Annotated in this window: 27 protein-coding genes; 23 read left to right on the forward strand and 4 right to left on the reverse strand. The window is 52.5% G+C overall.

The window, feature by feature from the left end; genetic code table 11:
- Positions 1–20: 20 nt before the first annotated feature.
- Complete coding sequence (locus L2097_RS03835; protein ID WP_047369859.1) at positions 21–605, reverse strand: Maf family protein; 585 nt, start codon at positions 603–605, stop codon at positions 21–23.
- A gap of 141 nt (positions 606–746) precedes the next feature.
- On the opposite strand from L2097_RS03835, the gene yceD reads away from it, so the two are divergent.
- The 14 genes from yceD to ptsG all read left to right on the forward strand — a co-directional run bounded on the left by yceD (position 747) and on the right by ptsG (position 13,101).
- Positions 747–1,268 (forward strand): 23S rRNA accumulation protein YceD, encoded by a 522-nt coding sequence (gene yceD, locus L2097_RS03840; protein ID WP_041851730.1) that lies wholly within the window; start codon positions 747–749, stop codon positions 1,266–1,268.
- A 51-nt stretch (positions 1,269–1,319) separates the two neighbouring features.
- Positions 1,320–1,493, forward strand: a complete 174-nt coding sequence (gene rpmF, locus L2097_RS03845; RefSeq protein WP_020457446.1) for a 50S ribosomal protein L32 — start codon at positions 1,320–1,322, stop codon at positions 1,491–1,493.
- 64 nt (positions 1,494–1,557) lie between these two features.
- Positions 1,558–2,592, forward strand: coding sequence for a phosphate acyltransferase PlsX (gene plsX / locus L2097_RS03850; protein ID WP_047369860.1), 1,035 nt, complete (start codon positions 1,558–1,560; stop codon positions 2,590–2,592).
- Between the two features lie 6 nt (positions 2,593–2,598).
- Positions 2,599–3,552 carry a beta-ketoacyl-ACP synthase III gene (locus L2097_RS03855; protein WP_047369861.1) on the forward strand — a complete coding sequence of 318 codons (954 nt, stop codon included), beginning with the start codon at positions 2,599–2,601 and terminating at the stop codon, positions 3,550–3,552.
- A 16-nt stretch (positions 3,553–3,568) separates the two neighbouring features.
- Positions 3,569–4,498, forward strand: coding sequence for an ACP S-malonyltransferase (gene fabD, locus L2097_RS03860; RefSeq protein ID WP_085007574.1), 930 nt, complete (start codon positions 3,569–3,571; stop codon positions 4,496–4,498).
- A 12-nt stretch (positions 4,499–4,510) separates the two neighbouring features.
- A complete protein-coding gene (gene fabG, locus L2097_RS03865) occupies positions 4,511–5,245 on the forward strand; it encodes a 3-oxoacyl-ACP reductase FabG (RefSeq protein WP_047369863.1) in 735 nt (244 codons plus the stop codon).
- A gap of 154 nt (positions 5,246–5,399) precedes the next feature.
- Positions 5,400–5,636 (forward strand): acyl carrier protein, encoded by a 237-nt coding sequence (acpP, locus tag L2097_RS03870; RefSeq protein ID WP_000103754.1) that lies wholly within the window; start codon positions 5,400–5,402, stop codon positions 5,634–5,636.
- Positions 5,637–5,725: 89 nt separating this feature from the next.
- Positions 5,726–6,967: a beta-ketoacyl-ACP synthase II gene (fabF, locus tag L2097_RS03875; RefSeq protein ID WP_047369864.1), complete on the forward strand. Its 1,242-nt coding sequence runs from the start codon at positions 5,726–5,728 to the stop codon at positions 6,965–6,967.
- 129 nt (positions 6,968–7,096) lie between these two features.
- Positions 7,097–7,912: an aminodeoxychorismate lyase gene (gene pabC / locus L2097_RS03880; protein WP_250352162.1), complete on the forward strand. Its 816-nt coding sequence runs from the start codon at positions 7,097–7,099 to the stop codon at positions 7,910–7,912.
- Positions 7,909–8,931 (forward strand): cell division protein YceG, encoded by a 1,023-nt coding sequence (yceG, locus tag L2097_RS03885; protein ID WP_047369866.1) that lies wholly within the window; start codon positions 7,909–7,911, stop codon positions 8,929–8,931. Before pabC ends, yceG begins: the two co-directional genes overlap by 4 nt.
- On the forward strand, positions 8,921–9,562 hold the full coding sequence (gene tmk / locus L2097_RS03890; protein WP_250352163.1) for a dTMP kinase: 642 nt from the start codon (positions 8,921–8,923) through the stop codon (positions 9,560–9,562). The genes yceG and tmk overlap by 11 nt, the downstream gene beginning before the upstream one ends.
- Positions 9,559–10,563: a DNA polymerase III subunit delta' gene (gene holB / locus L2097_RS03895; protein ID WP_250352164.1), complete on the forward strand. Its 1,005-nt coding sequence runs from the start codon at positions 9,559–9,561 to the stop codon at positions 10,561–10,563. The genes tmk and holB overlap by 4 nt, the downstream gene beginning before the upstream one ends.
- 10 nt (positions 10,564–10,573) lie before the next feature.
- Positions 10,574–11,368, forward strand: coding sequence for a metal-dependent hydrolase (locus L2097_RS03900; protein WP_047369869.1), 795 nt, complete (start codon positions 10,574–10,576; stop codon positions 11,366–11,368).
- A gap of 299 nt (positions 11,369–11,667) precedes the next feature.
- Positions 11,668–13,101, forward strand: a complete 1,434-nt coding sequence (gene ptsG / locus L2097_RS03905; protein WP_047369870.1) for a PTS glucose transporter subunit IIBC — start codon at positions 11,668–11,670, stop codon at positions 13,099–13,101.
- 153 nt (positions 13,102–13,254) lie between these two features.
- Here ptsG and fhuE read toward each other — a convergent pair whose 3' ends face one another.
- Positions 13,255–15,435, reverse strand: a complete 2,181-nt coding sequence (gene fhuE / locus L2097_RS03910; RefSeq protein ID WP_250352165.1) for a ferric-rhodotorulic acid/ferric-coprogen receptor FhuE — start codon at positions 15,433–15,435, stop codon at positions 13,255–13,257.
- 336 nt (positions 15,436–15,771) lie between these two features.
- On the opposite strand from fhuE, the gene hinT reads away from it, so the two are divergent.
- From hinT to L2097_RS03950, 8 genes are all read left to right on the forward strand, one after another.
- Positions 15,772–16,131 carry a purine nucleoside phosphoramidase gene (gene hinT / locus L2097_RS03915; protein WP_085006537.1) on the forward strand — a complete coding sequence of 120 codons (360 nt, stop codon included), beginning with the start codon at positions 15,772–15,774 and terminating at the stop codon, positions 16,129–16,131.
- A 1-nt stretch (position 16,132) separates the two neighbouring features.
- Entirely contained in the window at positions 16,133–16,507 is a 375-nt protein-coding gene (locus L2097_RS03920) for a YcfL family putative periplasmic lipoprotein (protein ID WP_250352166.1), read from the forward strand.
- Between the two features lie 10 nt (positions 16,508–16,517).
- Positions 16,518–17,180, forward strand: a complete 663-nt coding sequence (gene lpoB, locus L2097_RS03925; protein ID WP_047369874.1) for a penicillin-binding protein activator LpoB — start codon at positions 16,518–16,520, stop codon at positions 17,178–17,180.
- Positions 17,161–17,985, forward strand: coding sequence for a thiamine kinase (gene thiK, locus L2097_RS03930; protein WP_250352167.1), 825 nt, complete (start codon positions 17,161–17,163; stop codon positions 17,983–17,985). The genes lpoB and thiK overlap by 20 nt, the downstream gene beginning before the upstream one ends.
- 2 nt (positions 17,986–17,987) lie before the next feature.
- Positions 17,988–19,013, forward strand: coding sequence for a beta-N-acetylhexosaminidase (gene nagZ, locus L2097_RS03935; protein WP_250353127.1), 1,026 nt, complete (start codon positions 17,988–17,990; stop codon positions 19,011–19,013).
- Between the two features lie 39 nt (positions 19,014–19,052).
- Positions 19,053–19,595: an alpha/beta hydrolase YcfP gene (gene ycfP / locus L2097_RS03940; protein WP_041851713.1), complete on the forward strand. Its 543-nt coding sequence runs from the start codon at positions 19,053–19,055 to the stop codon at positions 19,593–19,595.
- A 272-nt stretch (positions 19,596–19,867) separates the two neighbouring features.
- Positions 19,868–21,172: an NAD(P)/FAD-dependent oxidoreductase gene (locus L2097_RS03945; RefSeq protein ID WP_047369876.1), complete on the forward strand. Its 1,305-nt coding sequence runs from the start codon at positions 19,868–19,870 to the stop codon at positions 21,170–21,172.
- A gap of 196 nt (positions 21,173–21,368) precedes the next feature.
- Positions 21,369–21,908: a glycine zipper 2TM domain-containing protein gene (locus L2097_RS03950; protein WP_041851711.1), complete on the forward strand. Its 540-nt coding sequence runs from the start codon at positions 21,369–21,371 to the stop codon at positions 21,906–21,908.
- A 465-nt stretch (positions 21,909–22,373) separates the two neighbouring features.
- Here the strand turns inward: L2097_RS03950 and L2097_RS03955 are convergent, their stop codons facing one another.
- Positions 22,374–23,006: a TetR/AcrR family transcriptional regulator gene (locus L2097_RS03955; protein ID WP_250352168.1), complete on the reverse strand. Its 633-nt coding sequence runs from the start codon at positions 23,004–23,006 to the stop codon at positions 22,374–22,376.
- A 244-nt stretch (positions 23,007–23,250) separates the two neighbouring features.
- Here L2097_RS03955 and bhsA point away from each other — a divergent pair, with 244 nt between their 5' ends.
- Positions 23,251–23,508 (forward strand): multiple stress resistance protein BhsA, encoded by a 258-nt coding sequence (gene bhsA, locus L2097_RS03960; protein WP_047369878.1) that lies wholly within the window; start codon positions 23,251–23,253, stop codon positions 23,506–23,508.
- Positions 23,509–23,578: 70 nt separating this feature from the next.
- Here the strand turns inward: bhsA and ldtC are convergent, their stop codons facing one another.
- Positions 23,579–24,532, reverse strand: a complete 954-nt coding sequence (gene ldtC, locus L2097_RS03965) for a L,D-transpeptidase LdtC (RefSeq protein WP_085006531.1) — start codon at positions 24,530–24,532, stop codon at positions 23,579–23,581.
- Between the last annotated feature and the right edge of the window lie 151 nt (positions 24,533–24,683).

The raw sequence follows: 24,683 nt of genomic DNA on the forward strand, positions 1-24,683 counted from the left end.
TCAGTCCATCGCTAGCGCTATTAGCGCGATAACGGGTTACATCCTTCCCGGCGCAGCATCTGGCACAGCGCAATCAGCGGCAGGCCAATCAGAGTATTTGGATCGCGGCCTTCAAGGCGGTCAAACAAGGCAATACCCAAGCCTTCACTCTTAAAGCTTCCCGCGCAGTGCAGTGGATTTTCTTTGCGCACGTAGTCTTCAATTTCCTGGGCGCTTAAGTGGCGAAAATGCACATCGAAAGGTTCGCACTCAGTTTGTAAATGGCCCGTTGCGGAATTAAACAACGCCAGCCCGGTATAGAACGTCACGATATTTCCACTGGCCCTGGTTAATTGCCGACGGGCATTTTCTTCGGTCAGCGGTTTGCCGGTAATTTCACCTTCCAGCATGCACACTTGATCAGAACCAATAATCAGGTGATGGGGAAAACGTTGGGACAGAGATTGCGCTTTCTCCTGCGCCAGGCGCAGAACCAGATGGCGTGGGGATTCGCCAGCGTACGGAGTTTCGTCAGTCAGTGGTGCTGCGCATTCAAACGCCAGACCGAGCTTCTCTAGCAGCGCGCGACGCCAGGGGGATGTCGATGCAAGAACGATATCTGACATATTTTTTTCACCAAATATGGCTTAACCATGACAGGCATTTTAAACTGTAGGCCGCAATGTGTGCGAATTATTGGCAAAAGGCAACCTCAGGCTGCCTTTTTCTTTGACTCTATGACGTTACAAAGTTAATATGCGCGCCCTATGCAAAAGGTAAAATTACCCCTGACTCTCGATCCGGTTCGCACGGCTCAGAAACGCCTTGATTATGAGGGCATCTATCTGCCCAATCAGGTTGAGCGTGTCGCCGAGTCTGTAGTCAGTGTGGACAGTGATGTGGAATGCTCCATTTCGTTCGCCATCGACAACCAACGCCTCGCGGTTATAACCGGTGATGCGAAGGTGACGGTGTCCCTCGAATGCCAGCGTTGCGGCAAGCCGTTTACCCATCAGGTTCACACAACATATTGTTTTAGTCCTGTCCGTTCAGACGAACAGGCTGAAGCACTGCCGGAAGCGTATGAACCGATTGAGGTTAACGACTTCGGTGAAATCGATCTGCTTGCAATGGTTGAAGATGAAATCATCCTCTCCTTGCCTGTAGTTCCGGTGCATGATTCTGAACACTGTGAAGTGTCCGAGGCGGACATGGTCTTTGGTGAACTGCCTGATGAAGCGCAAAAGCCAAACCCATTTGCCGTATTAGCCAGCTTAAAGCGTAAGTAATAGGTTTTCCCCGCTCAAACGGGGGTAAATCGTAATTAAGGAGTAAGGTCCATGGCCGTACAACAGAATAAACCAACCCGTTCCAAACGTGGCATGCGTCGTTCTCATGACGCGCTGACCGCAGTCACCAGCCTGTCTGTAGACAAAACCTCTGGTGAAACCCACCTGCGTCACCACGTTACCGCCGACGGTTTCTACCGCGGTCGCAAGGTAATCACTAAGTAATCACGCGCAAGCGTGATCAAACTTAGTGAGGATTTCCCCGTGAAAACGGGGATATACCGATACCTTGACTCGTCTAACCCTGGCGTTAGATGTCATGGGGGGCGATTTTGGCCCTTCCGTGACAGTGCCTGCAGCTTTGCAGGCACTGAACTCTAATTCGCATCTTAATCTTCTTTTAGTCGGCGATCCCGACGCTATCACACCATTGCTCGCCAAAGCTGATTTTGAGCAACGCTCGCGCTTGCTTGTTATTCCCGCACAGTCAGTTATTGCCAGCGATGCGCGCCCCTCGCAAGCTGTCCGCAACAGTCGCGGCAGTTCAATGCGGATGGCGCTGGAGCTTGTAAAAGAAGGTCGCGCCGAGGCCTGTGTCAGTGCGGGTAATACCGGCGCGCTGATGGGGCTGGCGAAAATGCTGCTCAAACCCATTGAGGGGATTGAGCGTCCCGCGCTGGTTACTGTTCTACCGCACCAGCAGAAAGGGAAAACGGTGGTGCTTGATTTAGGTGCCAACGTCGACTGCGATGGTAAGATGCTGGCGCAGTTCGCTGTCATGGGAGCCGTGATGGCAGAAGACGTTGTGGGGATCGCCAATCCCCGTGTGGCTCTTCTGAACATTGGTGAAGAAGAGACCAAAGGCCATGACAACATTCGCGATGCTGCCGCAATTTTGAAAGCAGTTCCGACGATTAACTATATTGGTTATCTGGAAGCGAACGAATTACTCACCGGTAAAACGGATGTACTGGTTTGTGACGGTTTTACGGGAAACGTCACATTAAAAACGATGGAAGGTGTTGTCAGAGTGTTTCTTTCGCTGCTGAAATCTCAGGGCGAAGGAAAAAAACGGTCGTGGTGGCTGATTTTATTAAAGCGTTGGTTACAAAAAAGCCTGAGCAGGCGATTCAGTCACCTCAACCCCGACCAGTATAATGGCGCCTGTCTGTTAGGATTGCGCGGCACGGTGATTAAGAGTCATGGTGCAGCCAATCAGCGAGCGTTTACCGTCGCGATTGAACAGGCAGTGCAGGCGGTGCAGCGGCAAGTTCCCCGACGAATTGCCGCTCGCCTGGAATCTGTGTTACCGGAAAAAGACTGAGCGTACATGTATACGAAGATTATTGGTACCGGCAGCTATCTGCCTGAACAAGTGCGAACTAACGCCGACCTGGAAAAAATGGTGGATACGTCTGACGAGTGGATTGTCACCCGCACAGGCATTCGTGAACGCCGTATCGCTGCGCCAGATGAAACCGTCTCAACCATGGGCTTTGAAGCGGCAAAGCGCGCCCTGGAGATGGCAGGTATCAGTGCGGATGAGATTGGTCTGATTATTGTCGCTACCACCTCCGCAACACATGCATTTCCTAGCGCCGCATGTCAGGTGCAGAATATGTTGGGCGTGAAAGGCTGCCCGGCATTCGATGTTGCAGCTGCCTGTGCGGGCTTCACCTATGCGCTTAGCATTGCCGATCAATATGTGAAATCGGGTGCGGTAAAAAATGCGCTGGTGATCGGTTCAGACGTTCTGGCGCGTACCTGCGACCCGGCAGATCGCGGCACCATTATTATTTTTGGTGATGGTGCGGGCGCGGTTGTGCTCGGAGCATCCGAAGAACCGGGTATCATCTCTACGCATCTGCATGCTGACGGTCGTTACGGCGAACTGTTAACGCTGCCGAATGCCGATCGTGTGCATCCAGAGAATCCGATTTTCCTGACAATGGCAGGAAACGAAGTCTTTAAAGTGGCGGTGACTGAGCTTTCTCGCATCGTCGATGAAACCCTCGAAGCGAATAATTTGCAGCGCAGTGAGCTGAACTGGCTGGTGCCGCATCAGGCAAACCTGCGTATTATCAGCGCGACAGCAAAAAAACTGGGTATGTCGCTGGATAACGTTGTAGTGACGCTCGATCGTCACGGTAACACTTCTGCGGCGTCTGTCCCTTGTGCGCTGGACGAAGCGGTTCGCGACGGGCGTATTCAGCGCGGTCAATTGATTCTGCTGGAAGCCTTTGGCGGTGGTTTCACCTGGGGTTCTGCGCTGGTTCGTTTCTAGTATTAAGGATAAAAACATGACGCAATTTGCATTTGTGTTCCCGGGACAGGGCTCTCAAACCGTGGGTATGTTGGCTGATATGGCGGCAAGTCACCCGGTTGTTGAAGAGACATTCCGTGAAGCCTCTGCGGCACTTGGCTATGATCTGTGGGCGCTTGTTCAACAAGGGCCGGCGGAAGAGCTGAATAAAACCTGGCAGACACAGCCTGCGCTGCTGACGGCTTCTGTTGCCTTATGGCGCGTGTGGCAACAACAGGGCGGCAAAACGCCTGCGCTGATGGCTGGTCACAGTCTGGGCGAATACTCTGCACTGGTCTGTGCAGGGGTCATTCCGTTCGCAGACGCAGTGCGTCTGGTCGAGCTGCGCGGCAAATTCATGCAAGAAGCCGTACCGGAAGGGACTGGCGCCATGGCGGCGATTATCGGTCTGGATGATGCATCCATTGCTAAAGCGTGCGAAGAGTCCGCGCAAGGGCAGGTTGTTTCTCCGGTGAACTACAACTCTCCGGGCCAGGTGGTTATCGCAGGCCACAAGGAAGCGGTTGATCGTGCGGGTGCCGCCTGTAAAGCTGCTGGCGCGAAGCGCGCCCTGCCGCTGCCGGTCAGCGTGCCGTCCCACTGTGCGCTGATGAAACCCGCTGCAGAGAAACTGGCGGCAGAATTAGAAAAAATCACTTTCAGCGCACCGCAGGTTCCGGTGGTAAACAATGTTGATGTGAAATGTGAAACATCGCCCGAAGCGATTCGTCATGCGCTGGTACGTCAGCTTTATAGCCCGGTGCAATGGACTAAAAGCGTAGAATTTATGGCATCACAGGGCGTTGAGCACCTGTATGAAGTTGGTCCTGGTAAAGTGCTGACCGGTCTGACAAAACGTATTGTTGATACCCTGACAGCGTCTGCGCTTAATGAGCCTGCCGCACTGTCAGAGGCACTTGCGCAATAAAAGAGGAAAACCATGAGTTTTGAAGGAAAAGTCGCGCTGGTTACCGGCGCGAGCCGTGGCATTGGCCGCGCAATCGCGGAAGCCCTTGTTGCTCGTGGCGCGAAGGTTATCGGTACTGCAACCAGTGAAAATGGCGCTCAGGCTATTAGTGAGTATTTAGGTGCAAACGGCAAAGGTCTGATGTTGAATGTGACCGATCCTGCATCTATTGAATCTGTTCTGGAAAACATTCGTGCCGAGTTTGGCGAAGTTGATATCCTGGTCAATAATGCCGGTATCACTCGCGATAATCTGTTAATGCGCATGAAGGATGACGAGTGGAACGATATTCTCGAAACCAACCTGTCATCGGTTTTCCGTCTGTCAAAAGCGGTGATGCGCGCTATGATGAAAAAGCGTCATGGTCGTATCATCACTATCGGTTCTGTGGTTGGCACCATGGGAAATGCTGGTCAGGCTAACTACGCTGCGGCGAAGGCAGGTCTGATTGGTTTCAGTAAATCGCTGGCGCGAGAAGTCGCATCACGCGGGATTACTGTGAACGTTGTTGCTCCGGGCTTTATTGAAACGGACATGACGCGTGCGCTGTCTGACGACCAGCGTGCGGGTATACTGGCGCAAGTTCCTGCGGGTCGCCTTGGCGGTGCTCAGGAAATCGCCAGCGCGGTTGCATTTTTAGCCTCTGACGAAGCAGGTTACATCACTGGTGAGACCCTGCACGTCAACGGCGGAATGTACATGGTTTAACCACGATTAAATTTATTTGCGTTATTAGGGCGAAAGGCCGCAAAATAGCGTAAAATCGTGGTACGAACTGCCGGGATTTAGTTGCAAATTTTTCAACATTTTATACACTACGAAAACCATCGCGAAAGCGAGTTTTGATAGGAAATTTAAGAGTATGAGCACTATCGAAGAACGCGTTAAGAAAATTATCGGCGAACAGCTGGGCGTTAAGCAGGAAGAAGTTACCAACAATGCTTCCTTCGTTGAAGACCTGGGCGCTGATTCTCTTGACACCGTTGAGCTGGTAATGGCTCTGGAAGAAGAGTTTGATACTGAGATTCCGGACGAAGAAGCTGAGAAAATCACCACCGTTCAGGCTGCCATTGATTACATCAACGGTCACCAGGCGTAAGTGAACATCTCCAGGCGGTCACTCGACCGCCTGAGTTTTATCTTTTATCCCCCTAATCTTAATCTTTTTTCCCTCCCTGGAGGACAACCGTGTCTAAGCGTCGTGTAGTTGTGACCGGACTGGGCATGTTGTCTCCTGTCGGCAATACCGTAGAGTCTACCTGGAAAGCTCTCCTTGCCGGTCAGAGTGGCATCAGCCTGATCGACCATTTCGATACTAGCGCCTACGCAACGAAATTTGCTGGCTTAGTAAAGGACTTTAACTGTGAAGACATCATCTCGCGTAAAGAACAGCGCAAGATGGATGACTTTATTCAATATGGAATTGTCGCTGGCGTTCAGGCCATGCAGGATTCTGGCCTTGAAGTGACGGAAGAGAACGCAACCCGCATCGGTGCCGCTATTGGTTCCGGTATCGGTGGTCTCGGCCTGATTGAGGAAAACCACAGTTCTTTAGTGAATGGTGGTCCGCGTAAAATCAGCCCGTTCTTCGTCCCGTCGACGATTGTTAATATGGTGGCCGGTCACCTGACCATCATGTTTGGCCTGCGTGGCCCAAGTATTTCGATTGCTACAGCCTGTACGTCAGGTGTGCATAACATCGGTCATGCTGCACGTATGATAGCCTATGGCGATGCGGATGCGATGCTTGCCGGCGGCGCGGAAAAAGCGAGCACCCCGCTCGGTGTGGGTGGCTTTGGCGCGGCACGTGCGCTTTCGACACGCAACGATAATCCTCAGGCGGCGAGCCGTCCGTGGGATCAGGACCGTGATGGTTTTGTTCTGGGCGATGGCGCAGGCATTATCATGCTTGAAGAGTATGAGCACGCGAAAAAACGCGGTGCGAAAATTTATGCGGAAATCGTCGGTTTCGGTATGAGCAGCGATGCTTACCACATGACATCTCCGCCGGAAAACGGCGCTGGCGCTGCTGATGCAATGGTCAATGCCATTCGTGATGCGGGCCTTGAGCCAGGCCAGATCGGCTATGTTAACGCCCATGGGACATCGACCCCGGCGGGTGACAAAGCAGAAGCGCAGGCGGTGAAATCCGTATTTGGTGATGCAGCAAGCCGTATTATGGTGAGCTCCACCAAATCCATGACGGGTCACCTGCTGGGTGCGGCGGGTGCGGTAGAGTCTATCTACTCTATCCTTGCACTGCGCGACCAGGCTGTTCCGCCGACCATTAACCTGGATAACCCGTCTGAGGGTTGCGATCTGGATTTCGTTCCGCACGAAGCCCGTCAGGTGAGTGGTCTGGAGTATACGCTGTGTAACTCCTTCGGCTTTGGCGGTACTAACGGCTCCCTGATCTTTAAAAAGGTCTGATCGTAACGCTGTTTTTACCGACCAGCCTGTAAAAAGGTCCGCACTGCGGGCCTTTTTTATTTCAGTTTTCTCCGCTTGTCCTGCAAAGAGTGTCCTGCCACACTACTCTGCCACGCATAAGGAGCCTCTATGTTATTGATTAATGGTTGCGAGCAGGCATCTCTTGCCGCAAATGACAGAGCGACTCAATTTGGCGACGGCTGTTTCACTACGGCACGTATCGACAACGGAACCATCAGCCTCCTGGCTGAACATCTGCATCGTCTCAAACTCGCGTGTGACAGGCTCTTTATTCCTTTTAGCCAATGGGAAACCCTGGAAGATGAAATGCGCCGTATTGCCTCGGGAAGGGCGAGTGGGGTCCTTAAGGCGATCATCAGTCGTGGCGGCGGTGGACGTGGTTACAGCGGAGCCGACTGCCAAAATCCGACGCGTATTCTCACTGTTTCCGCTTATCCGTTGCATTACGCACGCTGGAAGGAAGAGGGCATTACGCTGTCACTCAGCCCTGTAAGGCTGGGACGAAACCCACACCTTGCCGGTATCAAACATCTGAATCGGCTGGAGCAGGTCCTGATCCGCCGTTATCTTGAGCAAACTCACGGTGACGAGTCGCTGGTTCTTGACAGTGAAGGGTGGGTTACGGAATGCTGTGCCGCGAATATTTTCTGGCGCAAAGGCCGCGATGTGTTTACCCCAGACCTGGGTCAGGCGGGCGTAGACGGCATTATGCGGCAATTTTGTCTGCGCCAACTGGCATTTTCCGAATATCGCGTTGTCGAAATCAATGCGTCGCCAGATGCGCTCTACGCTGCTGATGAAGTCATCATCTGTAATGCATTAATGCCTGTCATTCCCGTGCGCGCGTGGGATGGCATAAGCTGGACTTCCCGGGAGTTGTACCAATTTCTGGCCCCTCTTTGTGAGCACCCGATATCGTCATGAAAAAAATGTTGCGCGTTGTATTTCTCCTTTTGCTGGTCCTGGTGATTGCGGCTGGTGCGGGTATATGGAAAGTTCGTCAGTTGGCTGACAGTAAACTCCTCATTAAAGAGGACACCATTTTTACGCTGGAGGCCGGAACCGGGCGTCTTGCGTTGGGTGAACAGCTGTATGGTGAAAAGGTGATTAATCGCCCGCGGGTCTTCCAGTGGTTGTTGCGTGTGGAGCCTGATCTTTCGCACTTTAAAGCCGGCACCTATCGTTTTTCCCCTGACATGACAGTGCGTGAAATGCTCCAGTTGCTGGAAAGCGGCAAAGAGGCGCAGTTCCCGCTTCGTCTGGTTGAGGGCATGCGGCTAAGTGACTATCTGCAGCAACTGCGTGATGCGCCCTATATCAAGCACACCCTGAAAGATGATGCCTACGCGACGGTTGCGCAGGCGCTGGATCTCGAACATCCGGACTGGGTGGAAGGCTGGTTCTGGCCGGACACCTGGATGTATACCGCGAATACGACGGATGTTGCACTGCTTAAACGTGCGCACCAAAAAATGGTACGGGCGATTGATCAAGCGTGGGAAGGGCGTATGGAAGGGTTGCCTTACCAGGATAAAAACCAGATGGTAACGATGGCATCCATCATCGAGAAAGAGACTGCAGTGGCCAGCGAGCGCGATCAGGTCGCATCGGTCTTTATCAACCGTCTGCGTATTGGAATGCGGCTGCAAACAGATCCCACCGTGATTTACGGGATGGGCACGCGGTATAATGGTAAATTGTCGCGCGCTGACCTGGAAACGCCGACCCCGTATAATACCTATATCATCAGTGGTCTGCCGCCTGGCCCTATTGCGACACCTGGCGAAGCGTCATTGAAAGCCGCAGCGCACCCGGCAAAAACGCCCTATCTCTATTTTGTCGCTGATGGTAAAGGTGGGCATACATTCAATACCAATCTCGCCAGCCACAACCGGTCAGTGCAGGACTATTTAAAAGTACTTAAGGAAAAAAATGGGCAGTAAATACATCGTCATTGAAGGGCTCGAAGGGGCAGGGAAAACTACCGCGCGCGATGTCGTGGTTGACACGCTGCGTCAGATGGGCGTTGAAAAGATGGTTTTCACCCGCGAGCCGGGCGGTACTCAACTGGCAGAAAAGCTGCGCAGCCTGGTGCTGGACATTCGCTCTGTCGGCGATGAGACGATTACGGTTAAGGCCGAAGTATTAATGTTTTATGCTGCCCGCGTGCAATTGGTTGAAACGGTGATTAAACCGGCACTGTCCAATGGGAACTGGGTGATAGGCGATCGCCATGACCTCTCTACGCAAGCCTATCAGGGCGGTGGACGTGGCGTCGACCAGACCATGCTGGCAACGCTGCGTGATGCGGTGCTGGGGGATTTTCGCCCGGACCTGACGATTTACCTGGACGTGACGCCGGAAGTGGGGCTTAAGCGTGCCCGTGCCCGCGGCGAACTGGATCGCATTGAACAAGAATCTCTGGATTTCTTCAACCGCACGCGCGCACGCTACCTTGAGCTGGCTGCGGCAGATGACAGCATTCGTACCATTGATGCCACGCAATCGCTCGAAGACGTTATGGCGGATATTCGTCAGACGGTCACCGCCTGGGTGCAGGAGCAGGACGCATGAGATGGTACCCGTGGCTGAGGTCGGATTATGAGCAACTGGTTGCCAGTTATCAGGCCGGTCGCGGGCATCATGCTTTACTGGTCCATGCGCTACCGGGAATGGGTGATGATGCGCTGATCTATGCGCTGAGCCGTTATCTGCTTTGCCAGCATCCGGAGAATGCCAAAAGCTGTGGCCATTGCCGTGGTTGCCAGTTAATGCAGGCGGGTACTCATCCGGATTATTACCCGTTAGCACCAGAGAAGGGCAAGACGACGCTCGGGATCGACGCGGTACGCGAGGTCAGCGAAAAACTGTATGAGCACGCGCGCCTTGGCGGCGCTAAAGTGGTCTGGATTCAGGATGCCTCGCTTTTAACGGACGCGGCGGCAAATGCCCTGCTCAAAACGCTGGAAGAACCGCCGAAAGAGACCTGGTTTTTCATGAGCTGTCGTGAGCCGGCGCGCTTACTGGCCACGTTGCGTAGCCGCTGTCGGATGCATCACCTCGCACCGCCCGCCGAAAACTACTCTTGTGCCTGGCTTGCTCGTGAGCACAGCACGTCACAAGAGACGATTGTCAGTGCGTTACGCCTGTGTGGCGGCGCGCCAGGTGCGGCAGCGCAACTGCTGCAGGCTGACAACCTCGCACCGCGTCAGGCGCTGTGCCAGGCCGTCGGACAATTGCCAGGGCATGGCGACTGGCTTTCGCTGCTGACGGCACTGAACCATGAACAGGTGGCCGAACGTCTGCATTGGCTGGCGACGCTCCTGCTGGATGCGCTGAAGGTTCAGCAGGGCGCAACGCTGCTGACGAATATGGATGCGATTGCGGTGGTACGCCAGCTTGCCAGCCAGTTTAATGGCGAGCGCCTGCAAGCCTGTCTTCGTGCTGTGGTTGAATGCCGCGAACAGGTGATGACAGTGGTAGGCGTCAACCGCGAATTGTTATTGACCGACCTTTTACTACGCATTGAGCGTTACCTGCAACCCGGTGCCGCATTGCCCGGACAGTATTTCTAAGAGAGAGATTATGTTTTTAGTCGACTCCCATTGCCATCTCGATGGCCTGGATTATCAGTCGTTACATACGGACGTAAATGACGCGTTAACGAAAGCGGCGGCCCGCGACGTGAAATTTTTCCTCGCCGTGGCGACAACACTGCCGGGTTACCGCAGTATGCGCGATTTGGTGGGGGAACGTAGCGATGTGGCTTTTTCCTGCGGCGTTCATCCGCTCAATCAGGATGAAGCCTATGCGGTGGAAGATTTGCGCAGAATGGCCGCAGAAGACGGCGTTGTGGCGATGGGGGAAACGGGGCTGGACTATTACTACACGCCGGAAACCAAAGTCCGCCAACAAGAATCTTTTCGTGACCATATCCGTATTGGCCGTGAACTGAACAAGCCGGTGATCGTGCACACCCGCGATGCGCGTGCAGATACTCTGGCTATTCTGCGGGAAGAAAAGGTGACGGACTGCGGAGGCGTACTACACTGTTTTACGGAAGACAGGGAAACGGCAGGTCAGTTATTAGATCTCGGCTTCTATATCTCGTTTTCCGGGATCGTCACTTTTCGTAATGCAGAGCAACTGCGTGATGCGGCGCGCTATGTCCCGCTGGATCGTTTGCTGGTGGAAACCGATTCGCCTTACCTGGCGCCGGTTCCTCACCGCGGTAAAGAAAACCAACCGGCGTATGTCCGGGATGTTGCTGAATATATGGCAGTTCTGAAGGGCGTTTCGGTCGATGAACTGGCGCAAAAAACCACAGAAAACTTCGCCACCTTGTTCCATATCGATCCGGCCCGCCTGCAATCCCTCTGAATTTTCAGCTTATTTTAGTGCTCGTAATTAATAAGTAATAAGAGTAAAGTTCACCGCCACAAAAGAGGCGGTGAACGCTTTTTTTGACACATTCGGTAATGGGTTTTGTAAATCTATGAAAGTTTTGCCTCTGGCGCTAACTGAAACGTGATAGCCGTCAAACAAACTTATGCGGATTTATTTTACTCTGTGTAATAAATAAAGGGCACTTAGATGTCCTGTTCACAGCACGGTTCTCCCCCCGTGCCAATGCGCAAAAAGCGTAAAAAAAGCACAAATACTCAGGAGCACTCTCAATTATGTTTAAGAATGCATTTGCTAACCTGCAGAAGGTCGGTAAATCGCTGATGCTGCCAGTATCCGTACTCCCTATCGCAGGTATTCTGCTGGGCGTCGGGTCTGCTAACTTCAGCTGGCTGCCAGAAGTGGTTTCTCACGTAATGGCCGAAGCAGGCGGTTCTGTTTTTGCTAACATGCCGCTGATCTTCGCTATCGGTGTTGCTCTGGGCTTCACCAATAACGATGGCGTCTCCGGTCTTGCTGCTGTGGTTGCCTACGGCATCATGGTTAAAACCATGTCCGTGGTTGCGCCGCTGGTACTGCATTTACCTGCAGAAGAAATCGCGGCTAAACACCTGGCAGATACTGGTGTCCTCGGTGGTATCATCGCCGGTGCCATCGCTGCGTATATGTTTAACCGCTTCTACCGTATCAAGCTGCCTGAGTATCTGGGCTTCTTCGCCGGTAAGCGTTTTGTTCCGATTATCTCCGGTCTGGCCGCTATTATCTTCGGTGTTGTGCTGTCCTTCATTTGGCCGCCGATTGGTACTGCTATTCAGGAATTCTCTCAATGGGCTGCCTACCAGAACCCGGTTGTTGCGTTCGGTATCTACGGCTTCATCGAGCGCTGCCTGGTACCGTTTGGTCTGCACCATATCTGGAACGTTCCTTTCCAGATGCAGATCGGCGAATTCACCAACGCAGCAGGCCAGGTGTTCCACGGCGATATCCCGCGTTACATGGCAGGCGACCCGACTGCGGGCAAACTGTCTGGCGGCTTCCTGTTCAAAATGTACGGCCTGCCGGCTGCTGCTATCGCGATTTGGCACTCTGCTAAACCAGAGAACCGCGCGAAAGTGGGCGGTATCATGATCTCCGCAGCATTGACCTCGTTCCTGACCGGTATCACCGAGCCAATCGAGTTCTCCTTCATGTTCGTTGCGCCGATCCTGTACGCAATCCATGCGATTCTGGCTGGCCTGGCATTCCCGATCTGTATCCTGCTGGGTATGCGTGACGGTACATCCTTCTCTCACGGTCTGATCGACTTCATCGTTCTGTCCGGTAACGGCAGCAAACTGTGGTTGTTCCCGGTTGTAGGTCTGTGCTATGCAGCGGTTTACTACATCGTGTTCCGCGTACTGATTAAAGCACTGGATCTGAAAACCCCGGGTCGTGAAGACGCATCCGAAGAGTCTAAAGCTGGCGCGACCAGCGAAATGGCTCCGGCACTGGTCGCTGCGTTCGGCGGTAAAGAAAACATCACTAACCTGGATGCTTGTATCACTCGTCTGCGCGTTAGCGTTGCCGATGTGGCAAAAGTTGACCAGCCTGGTCTGAAAAAACTGGGCGCGGCAGGTGTGGTAGTTGCAGGTTCAGGTGTACAGGCAATTTTCGGTACTAAATCCGATAACCTGAAAACCGAAATGGATGAGTACATCCGTAGCAACTAAGCCGTAAAGTCTGGGGAGACTGAGGCAGCCGAAAGGCTGCCTTTTTTACATTTAAGGGCGGGTGAAATAAGACTCACGTCAGAGGTTGAAGGCATTGCAGTAAAAAGCCCGTAAGCGAACTCACGGGCAAGGGTTTATATCGGAACTCGACCATCAGAAGCTATAGCTGGCGCTAAGAGAAAAATTACGCGGCGCGCCGTAGACGGTATAGCTACCAACATAATCATAATACTCACGGTCAAACACATTGTTCAGGTTTGCCTGAACGGCGAAATCTTTGCTGACCTGATAGCGCCCAAACAGATTGACCAGTGCGTAGCTGCCTTGTTCTGCGCGTTGGGTGTCCGACACGTCGGTCCAGACTTTGTTCTGCCAGTTTATCCCACCGCCGACCGTTAACTCAGGCAGTGTCGGCAACTGATAGCGGGTAAACAACTTCATGGTGGTGCGCGGCTGATCGGAGCTGACCGCTTTACCCTGTTTGTCTTCGGCAATAAAGCGAGTCGCGCCGAAAGTTAACTGCCATTCATCGGTCAGCGCGCCGTTCAGTTCGAACTCGATCCCCTTACTGACGACGCCATCCAGGGATTCATAGATCGACTCCCCGTCTGGCATATAGGTGTAAGTATTGCTGGCGACGCCGTCTTGCTCGATACGGAACACGGCAAGGGAGGTCGTCAGGCGGGTGCTAAACCAGTCTGCTTTCACCCCGGCTTCATAGCTCTTACCGGTGGTGGGATCGAGATAGCGCCCTGACGCATCACGTTTGTCCTGCGGCTGGAATATCTCGGTATAGCTGGCATATGCGGACCAGTCTTCATTGATGTCATATACCAGACCCGCATATGGCGTGACATCGTCTTTGGTGCTTTCCAGTCGGGTCGACGGCGAGCCTGACGGGTTATAGCGAATATTGTATTCGGTATAACGTGCACCCACGATCAGGTGCAGCGGATCGGTCAGCGAGAAACGCGCCGAGGTGTAGGCAGAAGACTGACGAATGTCGTCTTTGCTGTATAGCGCCCATGGCGTCCATGCCGGGTCGGCAATATTACCGCTCCAGCCATTCTTGAATGAGCCGACATCAATCATTGTTCCAGGCGTGTCCGGCAGGGCGTTGTCATAATGGTTACGCTGGCGGCTGTAGCTTGTGCCGAACATGAGTTGATGCTGGCGGCCAAACAGGTCAAAACCGCCACGCATGAAGGCATCAATGGCATCCTGTTTACGCTCACCACGATTCCAGCCGCCGTAACCGACCATTCCCTGGCCTGTGGCTTCATCCGGATAACCGTACATATACATCATTTTGGTATCGAAATTGGTTTGCGCATGCATGCCGTTAACATGCGCTTCCCAGCCGTTGCCAAAACGCTGTGTCAGGTTTGCGAAGACCCTGGTATTGTCTTTATTGGAATAGGCCCAGTTCGGCGCCACCGTTGTACTGCGATCATATTTCGCTTTGCTGCCATCGGCGTACCAGGTGGGCAGACCACCCCAGGTAGGGCTGTCGGTCTGGCTTTCCTGATATTCATATCCCAGCGAGAGGGTGGTGCTGTCGGTCACATCGGCATCAACGACGCCGTAGATGAATTTCTTGCGGTAGTGGTAGGTATCTACCCAACTGTCATTATCCTGATAACCGGTGATGACGCGGCCACGCACTTTTCCCGATTCGCTCAGTGGTGCCTGTAGATCAAGGACATAACGTTGTTTATCCCTGCTACCGTACGTGGCGGACACGTTACCTTTAAATTCGGTGCTATCCGCATGTTTACGCACCATGTTGACGTAGGCCGCCGGATTGCCGGTGCCGGACATCAAACCTGTCGCGCCGCGTACGACTTCAATGCGGTCATAAATGGCCGTATCGGCGGCGGTATCACCGAAGTTCCAGACTTCACTGATGGAAGTCGGGAGGTCGTCATACGCGTAGTTGTTGACAAAGAAGCCACGTGAATAAAACACGGTGCGATCGCTGTCCTGTACCTGCGCGGTGACGCCGGTTGTATTAGTCAATACCTGCCCGATAGCGTTCAGGTTTTGATCCTGTATACGTTGCTGGCTGATAACACTTACCGATTGCGGGATATCGCGGGGTACAAGCAGCAATTTTGTCCCGGTGGTTGTGGTCTGAACGCTGTAGTCGTGATCCTGGTGGCTATCTCTCTCGGTGCCAGAGCCGCCCTCAACGATGAGGGTTTCATCATTACCGGATGTGGATGCCGCGAAGCTTGCGGCTGGCGTTAACGCGAACCCAATACAAACAGCCAGTAATGAGGGCGCACAGGCAAGTGAGCGCTGATCATTCCCGGCGTTCATGGTGAAAGACATTATTAACCCTTAATGGTGTGGTAACGGGATTATCCGGATCGCGAGATGTTGTCGGCGCCCGGCCTGTTTTATATTTTTCAATTAATAAATGCGCATGAAAATGCAAATGCGAAATATACGCATTCAGTATTGCAATGTAAACAGATGTAATATTCCTGTCTGAGTGATTGATTTAAAGCGCTTATGGGTAGGGGTTGGTTATAACACCACCAGCTGGTGGTGAAATCTTGAAGAAAAAGAGCGTTGTAGTTGAAACAGCCGGAGAATCTCGCTCATACTCTACACTGTATCTCGTGATGGGGCGGTTTCGCCCGCGCGTATAAAAAGGAAAACGTCATGGCCGAAGAAACCATTTTCAGTAAGATTATCCGTCGTGAAATTCCGTCGGACATCGTCTATCAGGATGAATTAGTTACCGCTTTCCGTGATATCTCTCCCCAGGCACCGACGCATGTGCTGATTGTGCCCAATATTCTTATACCTACGGCGAATGACATCACCGAAGCGCATGAACAGACAATGGGGCGCATGATGACCGTAGCGGCAAAAATTGCCCGCGCTGAGGGGATTGCAGAAGAGGGTTATCGCCTCATCATGAATTGTAACCGCCATGGTGGGCAGGAAGTCTGGCATATCCATATGCATTTATTGGGTGGTCGCCCCTTAGGTCCGATGCTGGCACATAAAGGCGATTGATATGATCAACGGACGCGTTGTACTTCTGGTGACGGCTCTGAGTTTAGTCGGTTGCGGCTCGCGTCCTGCGATCCCGGTGGCCAACGATCAAACGCTGGTAATGGAAGCCAATGTGCTGGCCGCAGGCATCACCGCTGATTCCCCCACGCTGAGCACGCAAGAAATCCAGCCCTCTGCCTCGTCTCGCCTGTTCAATGAACGCGCGCAGCCGGTAACCATCAATTACCGTTTTTACTGGTACGACGCCAGAGGCCTGGAAATGCACCCGCTCGAAGAACCGCGTAGGGTAACGATCCCGGCGCACTCCGCTGTCACACTTTATGGAAATGCAAACTTCCTGGGTGCGCACAAGGTCAGACTTTATCTCTATCTATAAGGGGTGAAAATTGATTAAAACATTAGGACGTTTCGCGCTACTGACCACAGTGGCGGTTATCCTTTCAGGGTGTATTACCCGTGGCGAGCAAGAACCCGCACCGGTTGAACAAGCGAACCCAACGCCACAACAGCCTGTTCCGCAGCAACCACAGCCGTCGCAACCTGTACCGACGGTGCCGTCAGTGCCATCGATCCCGGAACAACCTGGGCCAATCGAACATCCTGATCAAACGACTCAGCCGACACCGCGTGAGCGTCACTACGACTGGAACAGCGCCGTACAGCCGATGATAGGTAAAATGTTGCAGGCGAGTGGAGCCTCGGCGGGTAACGTATTGCTCGTTGATAGCGTGAACAACCGGACTAACGGTTCGGTGAACACCAGCGAAGCAACCGAAACCCTGCGCAGCGCGCTGACCAACAATGGCAAGTTTACCCTGGTTTCAGCGCAGCAACTGGCAATTGCCAAGCAGCAACTGGGCCTGTCGCCACAGGATAGTCTCGGTACGCGCAGCAAAGCGATTGGTATTGCCCGCAATGTAGGAGCTCAGTACGTGCTGTATTCCAGCGCGACAGGCAACGCCAATGCGCCGACACTGCAAATGCAACTGATGCTGGTGCAGACTGGCGAAATTGTCTGGTCAGGTAAAGGTGCGGTTCAGCAACAATAATCTTACGCGTGACGCGCTGCTGTCACGCTATTTCCCGCATTATGCTCCCGTCGAAGGTCAGGATACTGGCCTTAGCGGCGGGAGTTGTCTTATCAGCAATGGCCATCAACGTCTGATTTTACGCCAGCAGCATCAGGCAACATCGTCACCCTTTTTGCGCCAGTATCGCGCGCTTAAACGATTACCGCAGCGCATTGCGCCGCAACCCTGCTTTTTCGTTAAAGGCTGGATGGTAATTGACTATATTGCTGGCGATATGCAAAGCAACTTGCCGGCCAGCCATAATCTGGCGGCCTTACTGTATGATCTGCATCGCTGCCCCCGCTTTGGCTGGCGTCTTACTCTGCTGCCTTTACTGGAGACGTACTGGCAACAGTGTTCGCCGTCGCGTCGTACGCCGTTCTGGCTGCAGCAATTAAAATCGCGCAGGCAAGAGGGCGAGCCGGCACCCTTGCGACTGGCTCCATTACATATGGATGTTCACGCGGGCAACCTGGTGCACACTCATGACGGGTTGCGGTTGATCGACTGGGAGTATGCCGGTGACGGTGATATCGCGATGGAACTGGCAGGCGTCTGGACCGGGAGCGAGCATCAACGGCGTGAACTGGTGGCTGAATATGCACGTTTCGCCATGCTTGACGAAACGCGTTTATGGCGTCAGGTGCTACGCTGGCGTCCGTGGATAGCAATGTTGATGGCGGGCTGGTTTGAGTGCCGCTGGCAGCAGACGGGCGATCAACAATTTATAACGCTGGCTGATGCCGCATGGCGTCAGTTAAAGATGAAAGGAAAAGAGAGGTGAGTGTGGGTCCGGTCATGTTAGATGTGCAAGGCTACGAACTGGATGCGGAAGAGCGCGAAATTCTGGCGCATCCGCTGGTGGGTGGCCTGATTCTATTTACCCGCAATTATCACGATCCGGCGCAGTTGCGCGAACTGGTACGCCAGATCCGTGCCGCATCTCGCCATCGTCTGGTGGTCGCGGTCGATCAGGAAGGTGGGCGGGTTCAGCGCTTTCGCGAGGGTTTTACCCATCTGCCGGCAGCGCAATCTTTTGCGGCCTTGCTGGGAATGGAAGAGGGCGGCAGAGTGGCAGAAGAGGCGGGCTGGCTGATGGCAAGCGAGATGATTGCGATGGATATCGACATCAGTTTCGCGCCCGTACTTGATGTGGGCCATATCAGCGCCGCGATTGGCGAACGTTCCTATCACGAAGATCCGGTAAAAGCGCTCTCCATCGCAGGACGTTTTATCGATGGCATGCACAGTGCGGGCATGAAAACCACCGGTAAGCATTTTCCGGGGCATGGCGCCGTGACGGCCGATTCACATAAAGAGACGCCGCGCGATCCGCGGGCTCAGGCGGAGATCCGTGGCAAGGATATGGCGGTGTTCCGCGCGCTAATTGAACAGGGCAAGCTGGATGCGATTATGCCTGCGCACGTTATTTATACGGATGTGGATTCACGTCCGGCCAGCGGTTCTCCCCACTGGCTGAAAACCGTGCTGCGCAGTGAGCTGAATTTTGATGGCGTGATTTTTTCCGACGATTTATCAATGGAAGGCGCGGCGATCATGGGCAGCTATGCCGAGCGTGGACAGGCATCGCTGGATGCAGGTTGCGATATGATCCTGGTCTGTAATAATCGTAAGGGCGCAGTCAGTGTGTTGGATAACCTGTCGCCGATCAAAGCAGAGCGTGTTACGAAATTGTATCATAAAGGTTCATTTTCCCGTCAGGAATTGCTGAGTTCTGCACGCTGGAAGGCCGCCAACCGTGAACTGGAACAACTCCACGCGCGTTGGCAGGAATACAAGGTGGCTCAGTGAACCTTTGTGGACGGGGTACTGGAGTAGGGTGAGGATACAATGATCATCTATTTGCACGGTTTTGACTCAAACAGTCCGGGAAATCATGAGAAGGTACTGCAACTGCAATTTATCGACCCGGATGTCCGGTTGATCAGTTACAGCACGCGTCATCCGAAGCATGATATGCAGCATTTGTTAAAAGAGGTGGACAAAATGCTGCAGCTCAACGTGGATGAACGGCCGCTCATTTGCGGCGTGGGGCTGGGAGGATACTGGGCGGAGCGCATAGGTTTCCTTTGCGACATTCGGCAGGTCATGTTCAATCCTAACTTGTTCCCCTTTGAAAACATGGAAGGCAAGATCGACCGACCGGAAGAGTACCTCGACATTGCCACAAAATGTGTGTCGAATTTTCGCGAGAAAAATCGCGATCGCTGCCTGGCGATCCTGTCTCGCCGTGATGAAGCGCTGGATAGTCAACGTTCGTCTGATGTTCTGCACCATTACTACGAAATTGTCTGGGACGAAGAACAGACGCATAAATTTAAAAATATCTCGCCGCACCTGCAGCGAATTAAAGCTTTTAAAACACTTGGTTAATCCTCCTCAGCCCGACACTCGTCGGGCTTTGTTTTGCTCCCTTCGTTAACTGGTTTTAGCTCACGTTTTCGACCAGCGTGTTTCAGAGCAACTACACTTGTTCATCTTTTAAGCACCAAAACTTGATGCATATCAATTTTGGTATGACCAATGCACCGTTCATGTTATTCTCACTGACATAATTTGGTTTTCATGATGTAACTTGTTGTTAATTAAGAGTTATATTTATAACTTTTAATTAACAATTGGTTAATAATTTTGAGGGGGTCACGTTGACTACACCATTGAAGAAAATTGTGATTGTTGGCGGTGGTGCTGGCGGGCTTGAACTGGCGACACAGTTGGGTAAAAAATTGGGCCGCGGTAAGAAAGCAAAAGTTACGCTGGTGGATCGCAACCATAGCCACCTGTGGAAACCACTGTTACATGAAGTAGCAACAGGATCGCTTGATGAAGGTGTTGATGCGCTGAGCTATCTGGCGCATGCGCGTAATCACCATTTCCAGTTCCAGTTGGGCTCTGTGGTTGATATCAATCGCGACGCGAAAACGATAACCCTGGCAGAGTTGCGTGACGAGAAAGGTGAACTGCTGGTTCCTGAACGTAAGCTGGCGTATGACACGCTGGTGATGGCGTTAGGCAGCACGTCAAACGACTTCAATACCCCTGGCGTAAAAGAGCACTGCATTTTCCTTGATAACCCGCACCAGGCGCGCCGTTTTCATCAGGAGATGCTGAACCTGTTCCTGAAATACTCTGCCAGCCTGGGGGCGAACGGCAAAGTAAACATCGCTATTGTCGGCGGTGGGGCGACGGGTGTTGAGCTGTCTGCCGAGTTACATAACGCAGTGAAACAGCTACACAGTTACGGTTATAAAGGGCTGACCAACGAGGCGCTGAACGTCACGCTGGTGGAAGCAGGCGAGCGCATTCTGCCCGCGCTGCCGCCGCGTATTTCCGGCGCTGCGCACAATGAGCTGACCAAAATGGGTGTGCGTGTTCTGACGCAGACGATGGTCACCAGCGCCGATGAAGGCGGTCTTCACACCAAAGATGGCGAATATATTAAAGCCGATCTTATGGTCTGGGCAGCCGGTATCAAAGCACCGGACTTTATGAAAGAAATAGGCGGCCTGGAAACGAACCGGATTAACCAGTTGGTGGTTGAGCCGACCCTGCAAACGACACGTGATGCGGATATTTATGCCATTGGCGACTGTGCCTCCTGCGCGCGTCCGGAAGGGGGCTTTGTGCCGCCGCGCGCTCAGGCCGCACACCAGATGGCGAGTCTTGCGCTGCACAACATCCTGGCGCAAATGAAAGGGAAACCGACGAAGTCCTATGTCTATAAAGATCACGGCTCGCTGGTTTCACTTTCCAACTTCTCCACCGTGGGGAGCCTGATGGGTAACCTGATGCGCGGGTCAATGATGATTGAAGGGCGTATTGCGCGCTTTGTTTATATCTCACTGTACCGTATGCATCAGATTGCGCTGCATGGTTACTTCAAGACGGGATTAATGATGCTGGTCGGCAGTATTAACCGTGTCATTCGCCCGCGCCTCAAGCTTCACTAACGGGGCTTACTGCTCTCCTGGGTTACATTCCAGGAGAGCAGTACATCCTTCTGCTATACCGCCAGCATATGCTCGGATAACTCCGAATCATGCTGTTCTCCTGCCTGATTTCTCTTTTTTTCCGCTCATTCCGATTGGCTTATAGCACTGCCAGGTTGCAAAATTGTTACGAATAGCAAACCAGGGAGGAAATCCTGTGAATAAGTCAATGTTAGCGGGTATCGGTATTGGCGTGGCCGCTGCTCTGGGTGTCGCAGCGGTTGCAAGTATGAATGTCTTCAATCGCGGGCCGCAGTATGCGCAGGTGGTTTCCGCCACGCCAATCAAAGAATCCATTAAAACGCCGCGTCAGGAGTGTCGTAATGTCACCATGACGCATCGCCGTCCGGTTCAGGATGAAAATCGCCTGACCGGTTCAGTACTGGGCGCGGTTGCCGGTGGCGTTATCGGTCATCAGTTCGGTGGGGGCCGTGGTCGCGATGTCGCCACGGTCGTCGGCGCGCTGGGCGGTGGCTACGCCGGTAATCAGGTCCAGGGCGAAATGCAGGCAAGAGACACTTACACCACGACTGAGCAGCGTTGTAAAACGGTGTATGACAAATCGGAAAAAATGCTGGGGTATGACGTCACCTATAAAATTGGCGACCAGCAAGGGAAAATCCGCATGGATAAAGACCCTGGAACCCAGATCCCACTGGATGACAACGGTCAGCTTATTTTGAATAACAAGGCCTAAAATAGCAGTACTGTACCCATTGGCTCCTCAATTGCTCAGGCTGAGGAGCCTTTTTTACAGGCACAGAATTCAGATAAGATCATGCTGCCGATAGAGCAGAAAGCCGGTAATGACCACTGAGATAAACGCGAATAACACCGAACCACCACATACAACCCAGAGCCCGAATAACAATGTTATTACTATTAGCACTTTAAGTAATGGTAATAGCAAAATCATCTCCATTTTCCTTCTGAATGTGAATAGTCAGCCAAAGTACATAATTCCGTATATACAATAAGATAGCGTAGGGTTAGAACTAACAGTTCGCTTATACCGTCATCCTGACATTTATGGTTCTTTTACTACTAATGGTTAGCAGCGAAATAATTCCTGTTTAATATTAGCAAAACGGCAAAAATGGCATGCAGTTTTCACCTATTAATATAATAGGTGAAAACGATAATTATTGCGGAGGGAGGCAAATCAGGATGTGGTCAACTGGGGCCATAAACGCAGCGTAGTTGCCGCAATCTGCAGCAACTTCTCACGACTCGCTCCTTCCCGGGCACTGATAGACATGCCCTGCAGAATACAGCTTAAAAATTGCGCCAGCTCCTGAACATCCGCGTGGGAGGGAATTTCCCCTCGCGCCTGACGTTGTAACAAAAATGTGAGCAACATCTGTTCCTGCTGCGCATGGCGTGACTTGATGGTTTCGGCAATCGCTTGCGATGAGGCGGCCAGCGTCGCGGAGGTGTTGATCAGAAAACAGCCCGCCGGAGTATCCGTGCTGGTAAAGCAGTTTGCCACCGCCGTGAAGTAATCTTTTAACGCCTGTCCCAGCGGTTTGTCGTCGCATAACAGTTGGGCTTCATGTTTGGCTGCAAAAAGCGAGATATAGCGATCCAGCACCGCGCGGAACAGGCCTTCTTTATTCGTAAATTCCGCATACAGCGTCGGTGCTTTCGCGCCCGTTGCCTCTACGAGATCAGATAAAGACGTGGCTTCGTAGCCATGCTGCCAGAATAATACCATGGCCTTATCAAGCGCCACTTCCCTGTCGAACACTTTCGGTCGGCCACGGCTTTTTTTCGTACAAGTGACTTCACTGGTCATAGTGCCGTTCAACCTTTGTTGGTTTGTTGAGCAATCATTATAAAAATAAATGCTGTCAGACACCAGAGGCAAAATAGCACAAATGATTAAATTCTATCTATATGATAAATATCATTTTATTAATTTAGTTAACGTTCGTTATTAAAATGTATTGACGCGTGACGCAGATCACACTTATCATTTGTCTATCGATCGTTAAGTTAATGCTTACGACGCTTCTTTCATCTGCTACAGGAACAAAATCATGAAAAACGTTAAAACACTGTTTGCCGCTGCCGTACTGAGTTCACTTTCTTTTGCAAGCTTCGCTGCTGTTGAAGTCCAGAGTGCTCCGGCAGGCCAGCAGCAAGTCGGTATCATTGGTGCTTCTGCAGGCGCTAACCTCTCTTCTGTTGAAGATCAACTGGCTCAAAAAGCTGATGAGATGGGCGCAAAATCTTTCCGTATCACCTCTGTGACCGGTTCTGATACCCTGCATGGCACGGCAGTGCTGTACAAATAAGTTAAGCCACTGAATTAACCCTCATAAAAAAGGCCTCGCAACTGCGAGGCCTTTTTTTGTTACCCGGACATTAAAGGGATTGTTGCAGCGCATTGTCATGGAGGGTGACATCGACCGGCATGCCGGAACGCACTTCCATCGCACGTTCAAATACCTCACTTGCGCTTTGCGGTGAGTCTTTGAAGGCCTGCATTGTGGCATTAAGTACAATCGGTAAGGTCTTCGGGTCGTCATCAATGGATTTTGATAGCGGCTGGTGCACTTCTACAAGTCGTGTGCCGTCAGGTTCAACCGATGTTTTTATCGGTGTATTGATAATATTCACGCGCGTACCGGGTGTGATAACCCTGAATAAGGTGGCAATGTCGTTATCACGCAGACGGATACAGCCAGAGCTCACACGCATACCAATGCCAAAATCGGCGTTAGTTCCATGAATCAGATAGACACCACCGTAAGCAGCAAGGCGAATGGCATGGTGCCCCATCGGATTTTCCGGCCCGGCAGGGACGACCGCCGGTAAATCTATCCCCTGGGCTTTATAACGCGCACGAATATTGGCTGTAGGCGTCCAGGTCGGATTGGCCCGTTTATCGGAAACGGTCGTCACCATCGTAGGCGTCAGCGTATCGCCACCCAGTTGCCCTATTCCGATAGGGTAGACGGTGACTTCGTTTTTACCTGGCGGGTAATAGTAGAGACGCAGTTCGGCCAGATTAATGACAATACCTTCGCGCGGCACGTCTGGTACCAGGGTTTGTAGCGGGATCGTCAGCACATTGCCTGCGCGCGGAACATAAGGATCGACACCGGGGTTCGCCTGCAACAGAGCCAGGAAACCGACATTGTATTTTTTGGCAATTGCCTCCAGCGAGCCGCCATCATTTTCTACCACGTGATAACGATTTTCACCGACCAGCCGACTACCGTTGGGCGGTAAAGGCCAGGTATTGGCTTTCGCTGGTAAGACTAGCGTGGCGGCGAGGAAAATCGCCCAGAGGACAAAACGGGAGTTATTAAGCATTACCATTATCCATGTAAATTATAATGTTATTTTGTCAGATAGAGATAATGGAATTATGGCGGGAGGGAATGTCGGGAAGTCCTGGAAGAGTGCAAAGTGTTTGTAAATATTTCAAAAAATAACCGGGCCAGTACGGGTACTGGCCCACAGA

It is taken from the genome of Citrobacter sp. MNAZ 1397 (genome assembly GCF_023613995.1).
Lineage (GTDB): Bacteria > Pseudomonadota > Gammaproteobacteria > Enterobacterales > Enterobacteriaceae > Phytobacter > Phytobacter ursingii.

Excerpts from the sequence above, each read along its gene's own strand:
- L2097_RS03835 (WP_047369859.1), bottom strand. The coding sequence starts at position 605 with ATGTCAGATATCGTTCTTGCATCGACATCCCCCTGGCGTCGCGCGCTG.
- L2097_RS03955 (WP_250352168.1), bottom strand. The coding sequence starts at position 23,006 with ATGACCAGTGAAGTCACTTGTACGAAAAAAAGCCGTGGCCGACCGAAA.
- bhsA (WP_047369878.1), top strand. The coding sequence starts at position 23,251 with ATGAAAAACGTTAAAACACTGTTTGCCGCTGCCGTACTGAGTTCACTT.
- yceG (WP_047369866.1), top strand. The coding sequence starts at position 7,909 with ATGAAAAAAATGTTGCGCGTTGTATTTCTCCTTTTGCTGGTCCTGGTG.
- L2097_RS03920 (WP_250352166.1), top strand. The coding sequence starts at position 16,133 with ATGATCAACGGACGCGTTGTACTTCTGGTGACGGCTCTGAGTTTAGTC.
- pabC (WP_250352162.1), top strand. The coding sequence starts at position 7,097 with ATGTTATTGATTAATGGTTGCGAGCAGGCATCTCTTGCCGCAAATGAC.
- fhuE (WP_250352165.1), bottom strand. The coding sequence starts at position 15,435 with ATGTCTTTCACCATGAACGCCGGGAATGATCAGCGCTCACTTGCCTGT.
- rpmF (WP_020457446.1), top strand. The coding sequence starts at position 1,320 with ATGGCCGTACAACAGAATAAACCAACCCGTTCCAAACGTGGCATGCGT.
- L2097_RS03900 (WP_047369869.1), top strand. The coding sequence starts at position 10,574 with ATGTTTTTAGTCGACTCCCATTGCCATCTCGATGGCCTGGATTATCAG.
- acpP (WP_000103754.1), top strand. The coding sequence starts at position 5,400 with ATGAGCACTATCGAAGAACGCGTTAAGAAAATTATCGGCGAACAGCTG.
- hinT (WP_085006537.1), top strand. The coding sequence starts at position 15,772 with ATGGCCGAAGAAACCATTTTCAGTAAGATTATCCGTCGTGAAATTCCG.
- tmk (WP_250352163.1), top strand. The coding sequence starts at position 8,921 with ATGGGCAGTAAATACATCGTCATTGAAGGGCTCGAAGGGGCAGGGAAA.
- ycfP (WP_041851713.1), top strand. The coding sequence starts at position 19,053 with ATGATCATCTATTTGCACGGTTTTGACTCAAACAGTCCGGGAAATCAT.
- ptsG (WP_047369870.1), top strand. The coding sequence starts at position 11,668 with ATGTTTAAGAATGCATTTGCTAACCTGCAGAAGGTCGGTAAATCGCTG.
- ldtC (WP_085006531.1), bottom strand. The coding sequence starts at position 24,532 with ATGCTTAATAACTCCCGTTTTGTCCTCTGGGCGATTTTCCTCGCCGCC.
- L2097_RS03855 (WP_047369861.1), top strand. The coding sequence starts at position 2,599 with ATGTATACGAAGATTATTGGTACCGGCAGCTATCTGCCTGAACAAGTG.
- yceD (WP_041851730.1), top strand. The coding sequence starts at position 747 with ATGCAAAAGGTAAAATTACCCCTGACTCTCGATCCGGTTCGCACGGCT.
- holB (WP_250352164.1), top strand. The coding sequence starts at position 9,559 with ATGAGATGGTACCCGTGGCTGAGGTCGGATTATGAGCAACTGGTTGCC.
- fabD (WP_085007574.1), top strand. The coding sequence starts at position 3,569 with ATGACGCAATTTGCATTTGTGTTCCCGGGACAGGGCTCTCAAACCGTG.
- fabG (WP_047369863.1), top strand. The coding sequence starts at position 4,511 with ATGAGTTTTGAAGGAAAAGTCGCGCTGGTTACCGGCGCGAGCCGTGGC.